The organism is Psychrobacter sp. CR212, from assembly GCF_059693765.1.
In genome coordinates this window covers 245,803-267,337 of the sequence record NZ_JCATIF010000004.1, presented here as the reverse complement: position 1 = coordinate 267,337, position 21,535 = coordinate 245,803, and the positions used below count along the sequence as shown (strand labels likewise).

The following is a 21,535-nucleotide window of genomic DNA, read 5'->3' as shown; positions in this document are numbered from 1 at the left end:
AGCATAGTCATGGTTAGCTTTGCGTTAATTTCATATCTACTACAATTACCGTATACAATTAAAAACTCATCTCACCTATTTCTTTCAACTTTTCAACTAGTTCATACACATTTGTGTATGGGTTAGAAATATTTTGTTTTGCATTACGCTTAGCATTTTGAATAGCCTCTTCTGTATTATTAAAGAGATATTCAAGATAATTACTACCAGTACTGCTTAGTAGTTTATTGGCTTGCGATTTGACTTGTTGACTCGCAGTTTTACTCCCTTTCTTCATAAATGGTTTAGTTAAAGCGTCATAATGAAATAAATACCAGACTTCAAAACAAGGATCAGAAAAAATTAGATTAAAGTTAGCTTGTTGCTCTATTTTATTTTTCACGTCCGCATGTTGACTAAACTCATCACGGTCATAGACACAATAAACTATATCATATGAAACTTGATCCCTTTTAAGACTCCTATTATATAAATCTAAAGCATCTTTAAATACGCTATTAGGAGAAGATCCTCCGTCTTCCTTTATGATAACTTCTGTTGTACTTAAACGATATTTTTTCCTTAAATATCCAAAATACTCTTCTTCAGTTTTTTGTCCTTCGCATACTATTAACACTTTAGCTCTAAGTTTAAGCCCCTTAGATTGGCGTCTTAAGTGTCTTTCTGATTTTTTCCTAGCCATCACTTTTCTCCCAGTTGAAAGAAATGATCCTCGTTAATAAAGGGAGTTGCGCCAAAAATACCTTCTAGATATTGATTTTCATACTCAGACCCTCTGTCTTTCCTTATATTGAAATCATATAAGGAATAGACATGAGATGAATAATCCATACCCTTTTCAACGAACCAGATTTGGTCACGTCTAAAGAACTTCTTTTTCATTAAGTAAGTATCGTGGGTAGTGAAAATCAGTTGTGCATTATTTTTATTTACTTCTGGGTTGTGAAAGCTTTTAATGATGAACTCAACCAACTTAGGATGTAAATGATTATGCAGTTCATCAAGTACTAATATACTTCCATCTTCAAGAGTATCAATCACTGGTCCAGCTAATGCAAAAAGCTTTTTTGTACCTTCAGACTCTTCATCAAAATCTAGATACCTTAATGTACCTTCAACATTCCTAGCAGACTTTAAATCAATTATATTTTGCCCAGAAATCTGTTCAATAATTTTCTCTTTGAATGAGTCTGGCATATCAGTTGGTAGAGTAAGCTTATTTATATCTATTTCTTCCTTTTCAACAGAAAAGTCATCGATACCTATATCAGCAGACTTTAAAAAGCCTAAAATTCCTTGTTTATAAGAGTTATCATCACATACAGACCTAGTATAGCCTTCACCAAAATACGTTTTTGTATCTGTACCTACATGTATTACATTATCAAACCAATCATATACAGGTTTCAATTGTTCACTATTAAGGTTTACAGCGTTAGATAAGAAAAGAACATTAGAACGTGTATTACTTTCCCAGTTTGTTTTACTTCCTTTAAATAAACTACTAAAGGAGTATTCATATTTACTTTCAACCGTTTCATTCCTTTTACGATAAAACCATTCTTGTACTTTCCCTTTAGGATAAGAATGTAACCACTCTTCTATGACATAATCTCTATTGAATATAATCCCATAGTCATAACGAATTAGCCTTTTGTCTTTAGAGGCATCATCAGGTAGAGATGTTTCAACTTTCGATGAAGCTTTAGCTACAAATGAAATATTAATTTCAGTAGGCAAATCAGAATTTTCATCATTAAAAATGAAAACATCTGTAGGTATTTTCTGATTAGGTTTGAACTCTGTAGAATTAAGAACCAGAAACCTCAAGTAACCTAAAGCTTTAACTATATTCGACTTTCCAGAGGAGTTAGAGCCATAAATAACAGCCGATCTTAGCAGATCAGGCGCTTTAGGTACTTTAGGTGAAAATGTATTATTTGCTTCCAGCTCGCTACCTTGTGACTTAACCATAGAAAAAGTGGTACTATCTTTAAAAGAGCGAAAATTCTTGATAGTGAATTCAATCAGCATAAGGCACCTCTCTTGCTATTTTATTAGCTATCTTTGGTCTAAATTGACCAAAAAACTAGTTTTAAACAATATTAACTTAATTTTTATAAATTGTATATCATTCATTTACATAGCAGCATATCCAGCAAGTGCTGGATAAATTAACAAGCCTAACTTAAATTTCCATATAATATTTTTTCATTGTTAGTCCAGCACTCACTAAAAACCTTGATGTAATATGTTTAAGTTTATAATTGTTTGATCTATAAATGCGTGGAACGCAATCCATATCCAAACCCAGGTTAAGATTTTGATTAACCATGCTTTTTAACTCTGATTGAAACGGTATATTGGCTACAAACCCTCCAAAAAGAACGCCTTCTACTCACCTAGAGGGCTTTTTTACTTCACAAAGTGTATAGACATACAAGTCAATATCTGCCCCGCACTTTGCTTATTTTATAGCCCTCATTTGCTATACTAGCCCAACTTTATCGGTTAAATACCCACTTATAACACCCTCCCAAACAGCATGGTAGCCTTATGAAATTCTCAAAGTTCGGTCAAAAATTTACCCAGCCCACTGGCATCTCACAATTGATGGATGATCTGGGCGATGCGCTAAAAAGCGATCAGCCAGTCAACATGCTGGGCGGTGGTAACCCTGCCAAAATTGATGCCGTCAATGAGTTGTTTTTAGAGACCTATAAGGCGCTGGGCGTTGACAACGATGCAGGCGTGCCCAACAGTAGCGCGATTATCAGCATGGCGAACTACTCCAATCCGCAAGGGGATGCAGGCTTTATCGATGCCTTGGTAGGCTTTTTTAACCGTCATTATGATTGGAATCTGACTTCAGAAAACATTGCCCTGACCAATGGCTCACAGAATGCGTTTTTCTACCTGTTTAATCTGTTTGGCGGTGCTTTCACTGATGAGCAGAACGAATCTGTCGACAAATCCATTCTACTGCCATTGACCCCTGAGTATATCGGCTATAGCGATGTGCATGTCGAAGGTCAGCATTTCACTGCCGTATTGCCGCATATCGATGAAGTGACGCATGATGGCGAAGCAGGCTTCTTTAAATATCGTGTCGATTTTGACGCGTTAGAAAACTTGCCCGCGTTAAAGGAAGGTCGTATCGGCGCGATTTGCTGCTCACGCCCGACCAACCCGACTGGCAACGTGCTGACCGATGACGAAATGGCGCATTTGTCCGAGATTGCTAAGCGTTATGACATTCCGCTGATTATCGATAACGCCTACGGTATGCCCTTCCCGAATATCATCTACTCTGATGTCAATTTGAACTGGGATAACAATACGATTCTGTGCTTTAGCCTATCGAAAATTGGCTTGCCCGGTATGCGTACGGGTATTATCGTCGCTGATGCGGAAGTGATCAAAGCGGTCAGTGCGATGAATGCGGTAGTCAACCTAGCGCCGACACGTTTTGGCGCAGCGATTGCCACGCCACTGGTCGAAAATGACCGTATCAAGCAATTATCTGATAATGAGATTAAGCCATTTTATCAAAAGCAGGCGAAACTCACGGTGACGCTATTGAAAGAAGCATTGGGCGATTATCCACTCATGATTCATAAGCCTGAAGGCGCGATATTCTTGTGGTTATGGTTTAAAGACTTGCCGATTAGCACGCTTGATCTATACGAGCGCCTTAAAGAAAAAGGGACGCTTATCGTGCCGAGTGAATACTTCTTCCCCGGTGTGGATGTCAGCGATTACCAGCACGCACACGAGTGTATCCGTATGAGCATCGCCGCCGATGAGCAGACGCTGACGGATGGTATTAGAGTGATTGGTAAGGTGGTACGTGAGCTGTACGATGAGGCAAAGAACAAATAACCCTAGCTGCAAATCGAAGAATAAAAACGGACTAATAAATAGTCCGTTTTTTTATATGATGACTTTATGAAAACGATCTAACCAAACTCTTTTAGTAAAGCTTTAGCACTCATTTTACCAAAGTCATTCGCTGCTAGTGGCCCATCACCTGAGATCAGTTTTCTGTCTTGATGAGTGCTACCGGTGACCAGTTTATTGCTAATAGTGACACCTAGGTCTTCAAGCTTTTCACCAAAGTACCATGGCATCGTACCAGGCAAATAGCCAATTTTTGGCATTTGCTTATCCATAGCAGTGGGGAATGCGACCATCTCATAACCTTTAAAGATAAAGTCACGCTCGGAATTGGCTTCATCAGAACTGTCAGGACTATTAAGGTCAGCCGCCAATAACGCGGCAGGTCCATGGCAAATTGCCAAGGTAAACAAGCCATTTTCGTGGCCCCAGCGTAGCAATGCACCGAGGTTCTTGTCCTCAGGCAAGCCTAGCATCGCGCCATGACCACCCGGGATAAAAATCGCTGCATAGTCGTCGCTCTTGGCCATGTCATTTTTGACAAAGTCAGCGATACTATTGGGATTGTTAAACTTGGACTCATACTCACTATAAATTTGTTTAACGTCGTCATCGTCCTTTGGCATCGCCCACTGCTCGACCTTGACCGCCTCGCCTGTTGGCGTAAACACATCGACATCAAAGCCTGCTTTTTCAAAATGTAATAACGGCACCATCATCTCCACCGGATGATTACCGGTATCAAATTTATTGCCGTTCTCCATAGTCATGTACTGCTCTTCGGTACAGACCATCATGATTTTCTTATCGCCCGTATAGAGATTATCGTAATTAGTATGATCGTAGTTGGTTTTATTCGGCGCAGCTATCTTTAGCGATGATGTGGAGGGAATATAAATGCCTGCTTCAGTTTCTTGCGGCTCTAAGCCTAGAGTATTTTTGGCGTTGTCTAAGGTGTCTTTGGCTTTGTCTAATAGCTCTTGCATATTCATAGTGGCTTCCTTTTTATGATTTATATTTATTGAGTAGCTATTTATTAAGTAGCTAGAAATGATCAATCTAAGGTAACAAATGAAGACAGCATTAAATAGATGAGAATTTTTATGTTTCGTAAGCTTTGTAAAGTAGGATTGAAAAACTGTTTTAACGGGTTTTCTTTAGTAGCTTACTTGGTGAGCTGCTCGCTTGAAAAATCCTTGTCCCCTTATTTAAAGCAAACAGCACGAAAGGCAGCAGGCAGGTATTAATGAGATCATGAATACTTGCTTTGATATCTGTACCTTTTAGAGCCAGAAGGCCTTTTGGCACAATGATGTGACGATTGTCGAAATATTCACCTAGCAGTGCTACGCTAATGACGACTAATAATGCTAAAAAGGCTCTGATAGTCTGATTCTTAATGATAGGGCGTAAGATAAACATGCTGAGCAGATAGACGCCGACGCCGACGTAAATGTGTAACGCGTCTTTGGCAAGACCCGTCGTCTCAACAACGTTTATTTTAAAGGTGTTAAAGTCCACTAGAGTATTCCAAATATAAGCGAGCAGAAAATGATTGAACGTATCACTAAACAATAATAACTAAAAATTGATAGTTAAGAATGATAATAGTGGAGAATAAAAAAGGTAGATTATACAAGCGATAATCTACCCTATTCTGAAGCAAATGTGCAATTTGCGTTTACTGCCTATCTACACATTCCACTCGACAAAATTCTTTAGCAGTTGCAAGCCAGCGGTATGGCTCTTTTCTGGATGGAACTGAGTGGCAAATAGGTTGTCTTTGATGATACTGGCACAGAACGGTTGACCATAGTCACATACCGCCGCCACTTGCTTGCGGTCGCTAGGTGCGCAGTAGTAGCTGTGCACAAAGTAAAAGTGCGCGTTGTCCTCGATACCGTGCCAAAGCGGATGGTCAAAATCCATACCACTAATCGTATTCCAGCCCATATGTGGTACTTTTATCGTTGCGCCTTGTTTATCTTTCCACGTAGGGTCAAACGCTTCTACCGTACCGTTTAAGATGCCAAGGCAATCTGTACCACCATTTTCAGCCGATTGCTCAAACAACGCTTGCATCCCCACACAGATGGCCATCACGGGCTTGTTAAACACTGCATCGCGTACCACGTCATCAATTCCTGCCTCATGCATACCAGCGATACAATCACGCATCGCGCCAACGCCTGGGAAGACAATTTTATCTGCTGCCGCGACAACTTTTGGATCATTGGTGATAGAGACATCTGCCCCGACTACCGACAAGGCTTTGCCAGCTGAATGCAAATTGCCCATGCCATAATCTAATAGCGCTACTTTGGTCATCAATTGGTTCTCGTTTTTAAATATTTTGACTACTATACTATGTATACTATTTTCTGTTACTAAGGTTTAGATAAGGTTTTGCTACAAGGAAGTTAAGCGCAGGCTGTACAACCAGTACGCCAAGCTTAACTGACCCTCTTGAGTAACCTTGTAGAACAGCCTTATATGCGCCTTAGAAAGCCTCTTTGGTCGATGGCAAGGTATTCAGCGCACGCTCATCATATTCGCAGGCCATACGCAGCGCACGAGCAAAGGCTTTAAAGGTTGATTCAATCTGGTGATGGCTATTTTTGCCTTTGAGATTGTCTAAATGCACGGTCATCCACGAGTGATTGACGAAGCCATAAAAGAACTCACTGAATAAGTCAACATCGAAGCGGCCAACGTGCGAGCGCGTAAATGGAATATCCATGTGTAGACCCGGACGACCTGACAAATCCACCACAGCGCGTGTCAACGACTCATCTAATGGCGCATAAAAGTGCCCATAACGACGGATGCCTTTTTTATCGCCCAAAGCTTTGTTAAACGCTTGGCCCAAAGTAATACCGGTATCCTCGACACTATGGTGATCATCGATATAAGTATCGCCGACGCATTTGATATCTAAGTCAAATAAACCATGACGCTTGATCTGATCGATCATATGATCCAAAAATGGCACGCCTGTGTCTACCACACCTTTACCCGTCCCATCGAGGTTGACGGTACAAGTGATTTGCGTTTCGGCAGTGATACGCTCAACGGTCGCGATGCGCTCAGGGCGACCGTATAGATTTAGGTTTGTTGCTTGATTTTGCTCAGTTGCATTGGCTGTCATGGCTATTCTCTATCGGTTTTTTATCAGTGAAAAGCGGTCAATTATAAATAGGGCAAAAAAGTACCCATTACTGTCCATTACATCACCGCTAACGCTGCCATCAGCGCCAGCAAAAAATGTATGAAAAAATGATATATACAAAAGATATCAATATATTAGGGTTGATGTGTATCACATATGATTTAGCCTCATCATAGCAAACCCTAACATTTACTGCCACGACCAAGCGCCAAACCACGCACAAATTTACCTCATTCTGCTAAAATAGTGTGTTCAGCATTATCAGTCATGACTGGCTCGAACGTTGACAGTCTCACCTTTATGGCACTACTCTCCATGACATAGTGCGGTGTCATACTGACTTTATACTATGAAAACCCTCTGTTTATAGGAACTGCTATGCCTTTAGAAGCGATCGCTATTAATAGCTTGGATGCGCCACTTATCAAAAAACCTGCTCGCGATAATGAGCTAGCAGAACGCTTGCAGGCATTGTACGATAGTGATGATGCGCAGCCTGATGGTGCTGAGGTGTTAAGCATAGTGGCGCAAGGATTCAAACGTGGACAATATCTTTATGTTGGTATGTTCAATGATAAGCCTATCGCTGCGGTTGGCTGTTTTGATGATGGGCAGACCGATGCCAAGCGTTTGCAGTATCTGACGGTACATCCAGAAAACCGTAAACGCGCCATCGATGCCAAATTTATTAAACTGGTCTATGATGCCGAGGTCAAAAAAGGCGTGCGTGAATTTGTCCCTGCTGATGCTGATATTCACCGAATCATGAGCGAGTACGAACTCCTGCGCGTAAAAGACTAAATATAGAGTAAATAGGGTTTATTTCGCCAATATTTGATTATTTATCGACTTTTATGAGATATAACGCAAAAATCACTTGACAGCCGAGCCTATATTTAGTTTAATAGCGCCTCAACGAAGACGGCTCGATAGCTCAGTAGGTAGAGCAACGGATTGAAAATCCGTGTGTCGGCAGTTCGATCCTGCCTCGAGCCACCATTCGTTAATAGATTCTAAAAAGCCCCGAACAGCAATGTTTGGGGCTTTTTTTATGTCTGTTATTTATACTCATCGCTCGCTTTACTCACGGTTGCATAACATTTTTGTGCTTTTTTCTACACCGCTTGGCTCAGTATACTCAGTAACTATGAATGAATAGATACCCATCATAGTACAGAGCCTAGGTGGCAGATATGAGAGAATTCGATTACGACTTGGATTATAAAAATCTTGATCTGCGCGCGCATCCTGAGCTATATCGCGTCGGTCGCGGTGAGCAAGGCGTGTTACTTGTAGAGCCTTACAAGTCTGAAATCCTTCCGCATTGGCGTTTTGCGACTCCTGATATCGCCCGCGAGAGCAGTGAGACGATTTATCAGATGTTTCTAGATTACTTGGCTGACGATGATTTTGTCGGTGCAGATATGGCGCGTAAATTTATTCAAATGGGCTATACCCGCGCGCGTCGCTACGCTAATCACAAGGGCGGTAAAAAATATAAAGGGCCAGTACCTGATGACAAAAAAGGCCAAAGCGGCGCCCATGGTCGCGAAGAGTTACCACGACAAACCGAAGACCCGATCAAGGCAGAATCAGCACGTATTTTTAAGCAAAAATGGGACCAGTGCCGTGAGAACGAAGAGTATCTAAGAATGAAGAAAGAACACCGCGCGCGTTATAAAGATGTCGAGTAATTGCTAATGCTCATCACCTTGAGAATATAACAACACTAAATTGACCAGTCTTAAAATACTACCGTGCCAAGGTATAACACGGAATATCTAATACAATAAATATAATGACTTTTAATAGTGAGGAACAATGAATAAGCAACTTTTAATTTTTGATTTTGATGGCACACTCATTGATAGCGTGCCCGATTTGGCCGATGCCACCAATGCAATGCTGACCACGCTTGGTAAAGAAACCCATCCAATCGAGACGATACGCAATTGGATAGGCAATGGTTCAAGAATGCTCGTAGAGCGTGCTTTAATCGGTGATATCACTGTCCCAGAGGGCGCACTGACCAAAGCCGAGGCCGATCACGCAGAGCAGATATTTTTTGAAGCTTATAAGAACCTCAGCGATAGTAAAACTGTCGCCTATCCCGGTGTCGATAGTGGCCTTAAACAACTTCACGCGGCTGGCTACACACTCGCTCTAGTCACTAACAAACCCATTCGTTTTGTCCCCAAAATATTGCAAACATTCGGCTGGCAAGACCTGTTTAGTGAAGTGATGGGCGGCGACAGTCTATCCACCAAAAAGCCAGATCCAGCGCCCCTATTGCACGTTTGCGACGCTCTCAATGTTAGTGTCGCGCAGTCAGTGATGATTGGCGATTCTAGAAACGACATCTTGGCGGGTCAAAACGCCAATATGGACACGCTTGGACTATCCTATGGCTATAACTACGGCCAAGACATTCGTGAGCTAAATCCAACCGAGGCGTTTGATAATTTTGCGGATTTGGTTACTTGGATTATGAAAGATAACATCTAACCCATAAAAGCATCTATCAAACGGATGTGATAGTTGGCTTAAACGAAGACTACTCCTTACTACGATAGCTGAGCGCCTCTGACACATGGGCGCTGTTAATATCTGTACTGTTGGCCAAGTCCGCGATAGTACGCGCGACTCGTAACACTCGATGGTAGCCGCGTGCGGATAAATTCAAGCGCTGCTGAGCAAGTTGCAATAGTTGCTTTTCGCTATCGCCTAATTTGATATATTCATCGATTTCGCTCGGGCTTAGCTCATTATTGACTTTTTGTTGTCGTTTTAATTGATGCTGGTGCGCGGCTGCTACTCGCTCGCGTACTTGTTTGGATGTTTCTCCTGCCTGCGCGCTTTGTAAGTCAGCAATCGGCAATGCTGGTACGGTAATATGCAAATCAATACGATCTAATAGTGGCCCTGAGAGTTTGTCTTGATAGCGTTTGATTTGCTCAGGTCGACAGCGGCAGCGACCTGAAGTATCACCATCATAACCACACGGGCACGGATTCATAGCAGCGACTAATTGAAAGTTGGCTGGAAAGGTCATTTGCGAGTTAGCACGGCTAATAGTGATTTGCTTGGCTTCTAATGGCTGGCGCAATACCTCAAGCACGCTCCGATCAAACTCTGGCAATTCATCAAGGAACAATACACCTTTGTTGGCAAGCGTAATCTCGCCCGGTTTGGGCCGTGAACCGCCGCCAACCAACGCCACGGCTGATATGGTGTGATGCACTTGCCTAAAGGGCCGTGTGCCGTAATCGTAATCACTGTCTGCCACTGAATACGTACTAGCTACCTCGAGCGCATCCTCATCACTGAGATCAGGCAATATCGTCGGCAAACGTGAGGCCATGAGCGTTTTGCCAGAACCCGGTGGCCCTGTAAACAATAACGAATGACCGCCAGCTGCTGCTATCTCTAGCGCGCGGCGGGCATGGTGCTGTCCTTTGACATCGGCTAGATCCACTTGATAGCCTACATGCTGCGGTGCTGGACTGGGCGTTACCACCTCCAAGCAGTCATAAGATCCGCTTGGATCCGCCAGAGACTGCAAGTGGTTACATACTGCTTTTAGACTCTTCGCTGCCAATATCGTCACACCATCAACGCGACTGGCCTCACGACCATTGTCAATCGGTACGATTAATTGTGGTGCGCTCTGTAAGGTAACACGTTGCTCATTTTTTGCAGAGTCACTCGCCTTTGACAACGTTTTCGACAACGTTGATGCCAATCCTTCCGCTTTAATCGCGCGGGCAACTGCCAAACTACCGGTTACTTGGCGCAGCTCACCGTTGAGTGCCAACTCGCCAATGAATTCAAACCCCGATAATACTTCTGGCTCAAGTTGTCCGCTTGCCGCCAATATCCCAATAGCGATTGGCAAGTCAAGACGCGCGCCATCTTTAGGTAAATCAGCGGGTGCTAAATTAATCGTTAGACGCCGATTAGGAAACTGAAAACCTGAATTAAGAATGGCAGAGCGTACCCTGTCTTTACTCTCGCGTACAGCGGCTTCTGGTAGACCAACGATGGTTAGTGCTGGTAACCCTTGCGATAGATGTACCTCAATGATGACCTTGGGGGCGTGCAGGCCGACAACTGAGCGAGTATAGACTTGAGCAAACGACATCAGCGTTTCCTAATATTAGAGATTAATCGATGATAAAGTATTATTTATCAGCGTGCAAATGTCGTGTTTTATAAAAAATATAGGTAGGACATTAAAACAATCATCTCAAACCAAAGCCGTCAATATTAATGCTAAAAACCATCACGATATACCATACTAAAAGTAGGGATTTGGTATAATAATGACCATATTTTAAGATAGTTGCTATAATAGCCAAGCTGTTACTGCAAACGTTATCATCTGGCAGCACAAAAAAGCGATGCTATAGCCACTATGGGTCAAAACGAGGAATACCGCATGACAGACTATTCAGAACAGAACACTCAGCAGCCTTACAATCGTGCGGACGAGCCGCCAACCACTGTACGCCCTGTTATGCAACCAGACAACCCTTATGCCAGTACCCGCGGCAGTATCACCAATAAGCAGCTACCAGCATTTGATGAGGCCATCATCAATAAGTACAATCGTTCAGGACCACGTTATACCTCTTATCCAACTGCTCTAGAGTTCACGCCGATACCTGAGAATATTGGAGTAAATGGTTTTGAGGTAGCTAGTCTTGAGACGAAAATCTTGCAAAATCGCGAATCGCGTGCTCCCCTCTCGCTATATTTTCATATTCCGTTTTGCCGTCACCTTTGCTATTACTGCGCCTGCAATAAGATCATTACCAAAAAAAATAGCGACTCTGGTGATTATCTGCAGTATTTAATGGCTGAGATTGCCCTTAAACGCCGCTTGCTGTCTGTGCCAGAAGGTAGCGATAAACCCTTGGTCAAGCAGCTACACTTGGGCGGTGGTACGCCAACGTTTTTGCGTGATGAAGAGATGGTTAAGCTGTGGGAGTTTTTGCAGACGCAGTTTGAGTTTTTGCCAGAAAATGAAGGCGACTACTCTATCGAAATCGACCCGCGTGAGCTGAGTGATAATACGCTAAAGATATTACGAAACCTTGGTTTTAATCGTATCAGCTTAGGCGTGCAAGACTTAGATGAAACGGTACAAATCGCGGTCAATCGTGTGCACTCAGTAGAGCTTATTGAGAATGTATTAACAGAGGCGCGAGGGCTTGGTTTTCACTCCATCAATATCGATCTGATTTATGGTTTGCCGCATCAAACGCCTGACACGTTAGACAAAACCGTACACCGTATCATTGAGATGTCACCAGATCGTCTGTCTGTCTTTAACTATGCGCATCTACCTGAGCGTTTCAAAGCCCAACGTCAGATCAAAGATGAAGACCTACCTAGCCCAGCAGCTAAGCTCGCTATGCTCGGCAACACCGTCAACACGCTAACCGAAGCGGGCTATCAATATATCGGTATCGATCATTTTGCTAAGCCTGACGATGAGCTAGCGATTGCACAGCGCGAAGGAAAATTACATCGTAATTTTCAGGGCTACACCATCATGGGCGATTGTGATTTATTGGGCTTTGGTGTCTCATCCATCAGTCAAATTGCCAATAGCAATACGCGCTATATCCTGCAAAATGATACTGATTTGCAAAACTACCAAGCTAAGATTGATGCTGCCAAAACCAATCCTACGGTCATGCCCGCGGTAAAATATATTAAAACGTCCATCAAAGATCGCTTACGTGAATATGTCATCATGAACCTGCTCTGCCACGACTATCTCGATTTTAAAGATGTGAATCAAAAATTCGGTATCGATGCGATTACCTATTTTATTGATGAGATTCAACAGCTGGGCGAGATGCAAGCAGATAGACTGATTGATATGGACGCAGCAGGCATTCGTGTCTTACCTAGGGGCCGCTTGCTTGGTCGCAATGTCGCCATGGTATTTGATGAATATCTAGAAAAAAAACACAAAAACCGCTTCTCAAAAGTTATCTGACATAACGACTTGGCAGCTAATTATTAGCCATTAAAAAGACCTCAAACGAGGTCTTTTTTAGATATTTTTTGAAATATTTACAGCTTTAATTTATCGCCTACCATCCCTTTAACAGTGCTCAAAATATCGGCTGGCAACACCACCATTTTTGAATTGTCAGACTCCGCTAGTTGACGAATGGACTTGATGTACTGCTCGCCAAGTAAGTAGACAATCGGCATCTCTTCATCACCCATCGCCGCTGTGATAAGACGAATTGATTCCTCTGAGCCTTTAGCCAGTACCACTTGCGCTTCGGCATCGCGGCGTGAGGCTTCCAGACGTCCATCTGCTTCCAAAATAGCAGCTTGTTTTTGACCATCGGCACGAGTAACGGTCGCTCGGCGTAGACGCTCTGCCGCTGCCTGCTCTTCCATAGAGGCTTGCATGGTTTGCGAGGGATTAATGTCTTGAATCTCTACGGTTTTAAGCGTAATACCCCAATCGGCGATGTCTTCTGAGATCGCATGTTTGAGCAAGGCTTTAATCTCATCACGACTCGATAAGGCATTATCCAAATCCATCTCACCAATAATAGAGCGCAAGGAGGTTTGTACCAAATTACGGATACCATGTTCATAATCTTCAATACCGTAGACCGCTTTGTCTGGGCGCAAGATGTTGATATAAGCCACAGCATTAGCGATGATGACCACGTTATCACGGGTGATGACTTCTTGAGATGGGATATCTAGTACGATGTCCTTTGTGGTGACTTTATAAGCGACTCTATCTACAAAAGGAATGATGATACTAAAGCCAGGCTCTAGAGTTTGCTGATATTTACCCAGCCGTTGCACGACCCACTTGTACCCTTGCGGGACAATACAAACGCCTTTAAAAACGGTAAAAATCACCAATGCTGCCAACACCAGCATCACGATACCGACGCCATTTAAACTACTCAAGATACTACCCATGTGATTCTCCTTGACCCTTGCTTTATTTGCCAGCGACGTGATTCATGTCCTTTTTTTCTTAATTTAAAAATTTTTAGTACCTGATAACGTTTATTTGCTAGTACCTGTCTCTTTGAGATCGGGTTTGTGCAAACTCAGTCTACCCGCTTTAGATTGTTTGGCAGGCACTTGACTGTTAATCGTCGGAGTAATGTTTGGCCGTATGGTTTTGGGTGCTTGGAGGCGCTGCGTGGGTGCAACCACCATCTCATCGCCGACCACCTTTATAACCACCACACGATCACCTGTCTCGACATTCACGCCTGCTGTGCGACATGGCCACTCATCTGCACCCCAAATAGGCACGTTAAAGCGCACCATACCTGAAATGCCTTTTTGCGGTTTGACCACGATCATGCCCGTCTCACCAATAATCAGATCGCTACTTTGTCCCATCTTTTTACGGCTCATTGACAGCGGCTTGATGTATTTGACCCAAGCAAACATAAACAAAACCGATAGCGTAAGCCAGATCAGTACCTGAAATAATAATGGAATGGGGAGCAACCACGCTAAAGCGGCAACGATCACGGCGGCCGCGCCAAACCAAAGACTTGCAAAAGTTGGAATAAATATCTCAGCAATCATCAAAGAGAAGCCCAACACCAACCAATGCCAAGGTTCAATCATCCAGATAGTCTCAATCATCGCTGTCTACTCCTGTATCTGCCTACCTTCCAATGTAGCACAGTTTTGCAGATAATATTATCTTAAAAATCAATTACCTATTATTATTTATGGTGTGGTACTTTGATAAAACAAGTACAATGAATGCTAAAATTGACACAAAAAAACGACCACTTAAAGTGATCGCTTTTAGTCATCCACACAAATCAAAGCTTAGAATTTGTAATGTGCACCAAGAGTTAATAGCGTAAGGTCTTCAGCAACATAGTCATATTCAGCTTCAACACTCATATTAGGATTGAAGTTATAACCCAAGCCAATACCGCCAGCTACACCACTGTCGCTATCGCTGTCACTTCCAGAGTTTCCAAGAAAGTCCTCAGCAGAAACTTCAATCTCAGCTTTAGCAAAGCCTAGTTTACCTTTTGCATATAAGCCAGTATTTGGGAACGCATAACGGTAAGTACCATAAGCACCATAAGTTTTTAGATCAAATTCAGCGTCAATGCCACTGTTACCTGTATCAACATCAGCGTCATTAGAACCTACATACTCAATCTCAGCACCAAAGTTAGGATCGAAGTTATAACCAGCATAAACGCCATATGCGGTTGGATCATCTAAATCATCAGCATCTACCATGAATTGACCAGCTTTAATACCAACGTATGATTGGCCAGCACCATAAGAAATGGCTGCTTGTGCGCTCATTGTCATTACTGAGCCTGCGATTACTGCAAGTAACGCTTTTTGTAGATTTTTCATAAAGTATTTTCAACCTTGGATTCAATAAACAAATAATTTGTTTAATATCAAACACTACTCAACTATTTTCTACTTGTTATTAGTAGTGGCGGTATCATACCAAATTATTTGTCAAAGTAAACATGTGTTGCAAAAATATTTTACAGGCATAAAAAAACGACCATATAAAATGGTCGTTTCTTCGTTTTTGACTATAGGTACAAGTACGCTATGTTATCTTAGAACTTTAAGTTAGCGCCTACAGTAAGCAGCTTAGTATCTGCATCACTATCCATCATTGCATACTCTGTTTCGACATTGAAGTTAGGATTCACTGCGTAACCAAGACCGATACCACCAGCAATACCAGTATCACTCACTGAATCGCTGCTGCCATTATCAAAATCAGCTTCTAACTCTGTTTTAGCGATACCAAGTTTACCTTTGGCATATAGTGCAGTATTTGGGAACATATAACGATAAGTACCGTACGCACCATAAGTTTTGGTGTCATAATCGCCAGCATTGTTATCTAGGTCAGCATCATCTGAACCAACGTACTCAACTTCCATACCAAAGTTAGGATCAAAGTTGTAACCAGCATATACACCATAAGCAGTTGGATCGTCACCGTCTACATCATTGTCAAATTGACCGATCTTGGCACCAACATATGGCTGACCAGTGTAGCCGTTACCATAATTAACAGCGGCGTTTGCACCTACAGTAAGTAAAGAACCAGTTGCTAGTGCAAGTATAGTTTTTTGTAGAGTTTTCATTATTAGCTCCTTCAAGTAAATTTGGACAAACAAGTTATTTAGTTGTATTGACCATTTGGCCGTATCGCCTTGTTTGCTAACGATGGGTACATAGTAACAAACTATTTCAGACACTCTGTCAGTGTTTAATGGTATGAGAGTTAAGATTTGAAAGCATTTGTCAGTGCTCGGGTTACAAAGGCTGATATATGAAACTTTTTGTTACACATCCCGTTTTTGTGCAATAATCCCTACTCATTTTTTTCTATATAGACTGGTAACTGCATAAAAATATAAGGCCAATACTGTATGTCAGCTTTTATCAATGCAAAATTACAAGACAAGCTAGCGCAGCTCAAAGACAAACAACAATATCGCAAGCTGCCCAATATCGAGCATCAGGGACGATATGTCGTTAGTGAAGGCAATACTCTACTGAATATCGCTAGCAATGATTACCTAGGTTTGGGCAGTGATGCTGAGTTGCAGCGTGAGTTTTTTGAATTTATTCAGCAATCAATGGACTGTTTGCCCAAAATGAGCGCAACATCATCGCGTCTATTAACTGGCAATGATACACAGCTACAGGCGTTAGAGGATGAGCTACAAGCGTGGTATGAAACCGCAGCTGGAATAAATCAAACCGCGACGAAATCTGCGTTGGTATTAAATAGTGGCTACCACGCCAATATCGGGATCTTACCTGCATTGACTGCACTACCAGTGAAGACGGTTATTTTGGCAGACAAGCTGGTACACGCCAGTATGATTGATGGTATTAAACTCAGCGAAAGCAAACGCTGTCTGTATCGCCGCTATCGACACAATGATTATGCGCATTTGGCTACTATGCTCGCACAGGTTGAAGAGGACGTAGAGCGCATCATCATCGTCACCGAAAGTATCTTCAGTATGGATGGTGATCGTGCTGATCTACCCGCTTTAGTTAAGCTAAAAGCCACTGACAGTCGTATTGAGCTGTATGTCGATGAAGCCCATGCCGTCGGTGTCCTTGGCGCGCAAGGATTAGGGTTAGCCGAAGAAACAGATACGCTCACTGAGATTGACTACCTAGTGGGTACGTTTGGTAAAGCGTTTGCCTCGGTTGGCGCTTATATTCTATGTGATGAGGTGGTCAAATCATGGCTCATCAATCAGATGCGTCCGCTGATTTTTAGTACCGCGTTGCCACCAATCAATCATGCTTGGTCACGGTTTATTTTGGCAAAAATGCCACATCTACAGACGCGGCGACAGCATTTGGCGCAGATTTCATTACAACTGAGCCAAGCCATTAGCCCTGAATATCGCGTGGCATCGGCAGCAAAAAATCCTATTTACGAGTCACCCATTGTGCCTTATATTTTAGGTGATAATGCTCGTACGATGACAAAGGCAAAACAACTCCAAGACGCTGGATTTTATGCGCTGCCTATCAGGCCACCGACCGTTCCTACTAATACGTCACGTATTCGCTTGGTACTCAACGCAGCCATTACCCATGCTGAGTGCGAGCGCCTAATCATGCAATTATCCATATGACGGCAGCAGTTTTTGATGCTCGTTATAAACTTTTATGTGAAAGAGCGATTATGGAACATCCCCTCACTACTTCCGAGCTAAGTGCCCGCAAGCAGACCATTGCGCGGCATTTTTCTCAAGCCAGTCAGTACGATAAACATGCTTATATTCAGCAGCAGGTTTGTCAGCACTTATTAATGGCTATCGATAATACCAATCAAGACAGTGTGCTTGAGGTCGGTGCAGGCACGGGACAACTAACGCAGCTACTGGCAAAATATGTACAAAGTGAGCGATGGTCTATCAACGAGTTATGTGAGCAGCAAGCCACTCATTTACAGGAATTGTTGCCACAAGCACAAATCCTTATTAGCGATGCGGAAACCACGGATTTAGGCGGTGAGCATAGCTTAGTCATCAGTGCCAATGCGATTCAGTGGTTTGACAATCCACTTAGCTTTATCGCACAGTCAGCCTCACGGCTAAAACCTAATGGACAATTATTACTAAGCACCTTTACTCCAGATAATTTCTTGCAAATAAAAACCCTAACAGGACAAGGACTGCATTATCCAGATATTAGTGAATGGCAATCAGCGCTAGATCAAGCGGGATTTCAACACATAAAGCTATCAACACAGCGTTTCAATGTGCCATTTGCCCAGCCTTATGATGTGCTCAAACATATGAAGACGACAGGTGTATCGACCAATCAAATAGATAGCAGACAAACGATTGGTAAGCAAACGTCTAACACACAGCCTTTTGTCTGGACCAAAACCCGCTTGCAAGCATTCGAGCGCGACTATTGGCAGCAATTTTCGGGCATAGATGAGGACGGTCAACCTTGCGTATATCTGACTTACGACGTACTAATCGTTGATGCGCATTTACCATAATGGCACGCTTGAAAATATATACTTAAATATCAGGCATAAAAAAACGCATCTCGAAAGATGCGTTTTTTTGATCTAGCTAATTTAATCTAATTAACGATTAAAGCAGCCTTGAACATCAAGTAATTGCTTACTTTTTGTCTTCGTCTACTTCAGTAAACTCAGCATCAACGACATCGTCATCCGCTTGGTTGCTACCAGTAGCGTCAGCACCTTGTTGGAACTGGCTTGGATCCATACCCTCGCTACCTGCGCCGCTGTCAGCATAAATCTTCTGGCTAACTGGCAAGAATGCATTGTCTAGCGCTTCAAGCTTGGCTTTGATTTCGTCATGGTCATCTTCTTTCGCCGCCGCTTCAAGCTCAGTGATCGCAGACTCTACTGTTGATTTTTCTTCGTCAGTGACTTTATCTTCTGCTTCTTTCAGCGCTTTTTGTACGGCATGGATACGACCATCTGCTTCGTTACGAACTTGCGCTAGATTAGCGAACTTCTCATCTTCAGCAGCATTAGCCTCTGCATCACGAACCATTTGCTCAACTTCTTCGTCCGACAGGCCAGAATCCGCCTTGATCTGGATGCTTTGTGCTTTACCAGTACCTTTATCAGTTGCTGAGATGTTCATGATACCATCAGCGTTGATGTCAAAAGACACTTCGATTTGTGGTAAGCCACGTGGTGCTGGTGGGATATCCGTCAAGTCAAAACGACCAAGCAGTTTGTTTTGGTTAGCGATTTTACGCTCACCTTGATATACCTGAATCGTTACTGCTGGCTGGTTGTCTTCAGCGGTTGAGAATACCTGTGATTTCTTGGTAGGAATCATGGTGTTTTTCTCGATAACTGGCGTCATAACACCGCCCATCGTTTCGATACCTAGCGTCAATGGCGTTACATCAAGTAGCAATACGTCAGTTTTATCACCAGACAATACCGCGCCTTGGATTGCTGCACCAGCTGCCACAGCTTCATCAGGGTTCACGTCTTTACGTGGCTCTTGACCAAAGAACTCTTGTACTTTTTGTTGTACTAGTGGCATACGAGTCTGACCACCAACCAAGATTACATCGTTGATATCGCCAATTTTTAGGCCAGCATCTTCAAGGGCAATTTTACAAGGGCCCATGGTGCGCTGTACTAACTCTTCCGTTAAGCTCTCTAGTTTTGAGCGACTGATGGTCACAACCAAATGCTTAGGACCACTGCTATCAGCAGTAATATAAGGCAAGTTCACTTCAGTGCTTTGTGCACTTGATAGCTCAATCTTCGCTTTTTCAGCTGCTTCTTTTAGACGCTGCATCGCAAGAGAGTCACCTTTTAGGTTAACGTCTTGCTCTTTTTTGAATTCAGCCACTAAGAAATCGATCAATGCTGAATCAAAGTCTTCACCACCTAGGAACGTATCACCGTTGGTTGCTAGTACTTCGAACTGTTGCTCGCCATCGACGTCTGCAATTTCAATGATTGAGATATCGAAAGTACCACCACCCAAATCATATACAGCAACGGTGCTATCGCCTTGCTTTTTGTCCATACCATAAGCAAGTGCCGCAGCAGTTGGCTCATTGATGATGCGTTTTACATCAAGACCTGCAATTTTACCCGCATCTTTGGTTGCTTGACGCTGTGAGTCATTGAAGTAAGCAGGTACGGTTACAACTGCCTCAGTCACGCTCTCACCAAGATAGTCTTCTGCTGTTTTTTTCATTTTTTTCAAGATTTCAGCAGAAACCTGTGGTGGTGCAAGCTTTTTACCGTTGATTTCTACCCACGCATCGCCGTTGTCTGCTTTAGCGATTTTGTAAGGTACCATACCGATATCTTTTTGCACGACTTTGTCATCAAAACGACGACCGATCAAACGCTTAATCGCAAACAAAGTGTTGCTTGGATTGGTGACCGCTTGACGCTTAGCTGACTGACCAACCAATGTTTCGTCATCTTTATAAGCGACGATTGATGGTGTAGTACGCGTACCTTCAGCATTTTCGATGACTTTAACCTTGTCACCTTCCATTACTGCTACACACGAGTTAGTCGTACCTAAATCAATACCAATTACTTTACCCATAATCAATTGCTCCTAATTTATTTTTAACTATAAATACTTATTTATCCAGACCGTAGTCGGTCACTTGTTGCTATATATCGGTTTGCTTGTTGTATTTTTCAAGGCGATAATCAAGCAAAAACAGTCTTTCATGTGATTTTTTGTGAAAAACCTTCATATTAGTAGGGTTTAGCCCCAAAAATATTACTGACCAACACGTACCATGGCTGGACGTAGTAGACGACCATTTAAGCTATAGCCTTTTTGTAGGACTGTACCGACGGTGTCAGCTTCTGCTTCTGGATCGATACCCACTGCTTCATGGAAATCAGCGTTGAATTTCTCACCTTCTGGATCGACCACTTCTACGCCGTGACGTGTAAGTACAGAGACCAATGCTTTGTGAGTTAATTGCACCCCTTCAGCGACTGGGTCATTCGCGTCTGCGTTTTCGATAGCGCGCTCTAAGTTATCGACGATATCGAGTAGCTCTTTTGCAAATTTTTGAAGAGCGAATTTTTTGCTCTTATCCGCTTCTTGCTCGGCGCGCTTTTGTGCGTTGTAAGCTTCAGCGTTGGCGCGAGCAGTGCTTTCTTTGGCTTGCTTCACTTCACCTTCTAACTCAGCGATACGCGCTTTGAACGTATCAAGATCGATCTCATTTTCGATGGTGGCTTCTTCACCTGAGTTGTTCTGTGGATCAAACTCGTTCATGGTTTCTTCTAAGATACTGTCTTTGTGTTCAACATTGTCATGTGCCACTGTTTTATCAAAGTTTTCTTGGTTGGTATTTTGCTCGCTCATGATAGCTCCTTGGAATGTCAATAATAATTGAGATAAGACACAATAAATCAGCCAATCGCTG

At 42.8% G+C, this 21,535-nt stretch carries 20 protein-coding genes and 1 tRNA gene; 8 read left to right on the top strand and 13 right to left on the bottom strand.

What is annotated here, in order from left to right:
• Positions 1–58: 58 nt before the first annotated feature.
• Together AC58CZ_RS09825 and AC58CZ_RS09820 are read right to left on the bottom strand one after the other, a co-directional pair.
• Entirely contained in the window at positions 59–682 is a 624-nt protein-coding gene (locus tag AC58CZ_RS09825; protein WP_494224148.1) for an RloB domain-containing protein, read from the bottom strand.
• On the bottom strand, positions 682–2,034 hold the full coding sequence (locus AC58CZ_RS09820; RefSeq protein WP_494224149.1) for an AAA family ATPase: 1,353 nt from the start codon (positions 2,032–2,034) through the stop codon (positions 682–684). The genes AC58CZ_RS09825 and AC58CZ_RS09820 overlap by 1 nt, the downstream gene beginning before the upstream one ends.
• Positions 2,035–2,556: 522 nt before the next feature.
• Between AC58CZ_RS09820 and AC58CZ_RS09815 the strand changes: the two genes are divergently transcribed.
• On the top strand, positions 2,557–3,882 hold the full coding sequence (locus AC58CZ_RS09815; protein WP_494224150.1) for a valine--pyruvate transaminase: 1,326 nt from the start codon (positions 2,557–2,559) through the stop codon (positions 3,880–3,882).
• A 77-nt stretch (positions 3,883–3,959) separates the two neighbouring features.
• On the opposite strand, the gene AC58CZ_RS09810 is transcribed toward AC58CZ_RS09815, so the two are convergent.
• The 4 genes from AC58CZ_RS09810 to hisB form a co-directional block, all read right to left on the bottom strand.
• Positions 3,960–4,889 carry a DJ-1/PfpI family protein gene (locus tag AC58CZ_RS09810; protein WP_494224151.1) on the bottom strand — a complete coding sequence of 310 codons (930 nt, stop codon included), beginning with the start codon at positions 4,887–4,889 and terminating at the stop codon, positions 3,960–3,962.
• A 151-nt stretch (positions 4,890–5,040) separates the two neighbouring features.
• Entirely contained in the window at positions 5,041–5,418 is a 378-nt protein-coding gene (locus AC58CZ_RS09805; RefSeq protein WP_494224152.1) for a hypothetical protein, read from the bottom strand.
• Between the two features lie 171 nt (positions 5,419–5,589).
• A complete protein-coding gene (gene hisH / locus AC58CZ_RS09800) occupies positions 5,590–6,225 on the bottom strand; it encodes an imidazole glycerol phosphate synthase subunit HisH (protein ID WP_494224315.1) in 636 nt (211 codons plus the stop codon).
• Between the two features lie 172 nt (positions 6,226–6,397).
• Complete coding sequence (gene hisB, locus AC58CZ_RS09795; RefSeq protein WP_212564071.1) at positions 6,398–7,045, bottom strand: imidazoleglycerol-phosphate dehydratase HisB; 648 nt, start codon at positions 7,043–7,045, stop codon at positions 6,398–6,400.
• A gap of 399 nt (positions 7,046–7,444) precedes the next feature.
• Here hisB and AC58CZ_RS09790 point away from each other — a divergent pair, with 399 nt between their 5' ends.
• From AC58CZ_RS09790 to AC58CZ_RS09775, 4 genes are all read left to right on the top strand, one after another.
• Positions 7,445–7,867 (top strand): hypothetical protein, encoded by a 423-nt coding sequence (locus AC58CZ_RS09790; protein ID WP_494224153.1) that lies wholly within the window; start codon positions 7,445–7,447, stop codon positions 7,865–7,867.
• A gap of 122 nt (positions 7,868–7,989) precedes the next feature.
• Positions 7,990–8,065 (top strand) — tRNA-Phe (locus AC58CZ_RS09785).
• A gap of 194 nt (positions 8,066–8,259) precedes the next feature.
• Positions 8,260–8,760 carry a DUF4385 family protein gene (locus tag AC58CZ_RS09780; protein ID WP_494224154.1) on the top strand — a complete coding sequence of 167 codons (501 nt, stop codon included), beginning with the start codon at positions 8,260–8,262 and terminating at the stop codon, positions 8,758–8,760.
• A 127-nt stretch (positions 8,761–8,887) separates the two neighbouring features.
• Positions 8,888–9,571, top strand: coding sequence for a phosphoglycolate phosphatase (locus AC58CZ_RS09775; protein WP_494224155.1), 684 nt, complete (start codon positions 8,888–8,890; stop codon positions 9,569–9,571).
• A gap of 49 nt (positions 9,572–9,620) precedes the next feature.
• On the opposite strand, the gene AC58CZ_RS09770 is transcribed toward AC58CZ_RS09775, so the two are convergent.
• Entirely contained in the window at positions 9,621–11,207 is a 1,587-nt protein-coding gene (locus tag AC58CZ_RS09770; protein WP_423609596.1) for a YifB family Mg chelatase-like AAA ATPase, read from the bottom strand.
• A 375-nt stretch (positions 11,208–11,582) separates the two neighbouring features.
• On the opposite strand from AC58CZ_RS09770, the gene hemN reads away from it, so the two are divergent.
• A complete protein-coding gene (hemN, locus tag AC58CZ_RS09765; RefSeq protein ID WP_494224316.1) occupies positions 11,583–13,076 on the top strand; it encodes an oxygen-independent coproporphyrinogen III oxidase in 1,494 nt (497 codons plus the stop codon).
• Positions 13,077–13,153: 77 nt separating this feature from the next.
• Here the strand turns inward: hemN and AC58CZ_RS09760 are convergent, their stop codons facing one another.
• The 4 genes from AC58CZ_RS09760 to AC58CZ_RS09745 all read right to left on the bottom strand — a co-directional run bounded on the left by AC58CZ_RS09760 (position 13,154) and on the right by AC58CZ_RS09745 (position 16,224).
• A complete protein-coding gene (locus AC58CZ_RS09760; RefSeq protein WP_071002686.1) occupies positions 13,154–14,035 on the bottom strand; it encodes an SPFH domain-containing protein in 882 nt (293 codons plus the stop codon).
• Between the two features lie 90 nt (positions 14,036–14,125).
• On the bottom strand, positions 14,126–14,722 hold the full coding sequence (locus AC58CZ_RS09755; protein ID WP_494224156.1) for an NfeD family protein: 597 nt from the start codon (positions 14,720–14,722) through the stop codon (positions 14,126–14,128).
• Positions 14,723–14,914: 192 nt separating this feature from the next.
• Positions 14,915–15,466, bottom strand: a complete 552-nt coding sequence (locus AC58CZ_RS09750) for a porin family protein (RefSeq protein ID WP_223334985.1) — start codon at positions 15,464–15,466, stop codon at positions 14,915–14,917.
• A gap of 218 nt (positions 15,467–15,684) precedes the next feature.
• Positions 15,685–16,224 (bottom strand): outer membrane beta-barrel protein, encoded by a 540-nt coding sequence (locus AC58CZ_RS09745; RefSeq protein ID WP_494224157.1) that lies wholly within the window; start codon positions 16,222–16,224, stop codon positions 15,685–15,687.
• A gap of 288 nt (positions 16,225–16,512) precedes the next feature.
• Between AC58CZ_RS09745 and AC58CZ_RS09740 the strand changes: the two genes are divergently transcribed.
• Together AC58CZ_RS09740 and AC58CZ_RS09735 are read left to right on the top strand one after the other, a co-directional pair.
• A complete protein-coding gene (locus AC58CZ_RS09740; RefSeq protein ID WP_494224158.1) occupies positions 16,513–17,745 on the top strand; it encodes an aminotransferase class I/II-fold pyridoxal phosphate-dependent enzyme in 1,233 nt (410 codons plus the stop codon).
• 50 nt (positions 17,746–17,795) lie between these two features.
• A complete protein-coding gene (locus tag AC58CZ_RS09735) occupies positions 17,796–18,623 on the top strand; it encodes a methyltransferase domain-containing protein (RefSeq protein WP_494224159.1) in 828 nt (275 codons plus the stop codon).
• Positions 18,624–18,750: 127 nt separating this feature from the next.
• Here AC58CZ_RS09735 and dnaK read toward each other — a convergent pair whose 3' ends face one another.
• Positions 18,751–20,691, bottom strand: coding sequence for a molecular chaperone DnaK (dnaK, locus tag AC58CZ_RS09730; RefSeq protein ID WP_075107267.1), 1,941 nt, complete (start codon positions 20,689–20,691; stop codon positions 18,751–18,753).
• 183 nt (positions 20,692–20,874) lie between these two features.
• Positions 20,875–21,474 (bottom strand): nucleotide exchange factor GrpE, encoded by a 600-nt coding sequence (gene grpE / locus AC58CZ_RS09725; protein ID WP_494224160.1) that lies wholly within the window; start codon positions 21,472–21,474, stop codon positions 20,875–20,877.
• Positions 21,475–21,535: the final 61 nt, after the last annotated feature.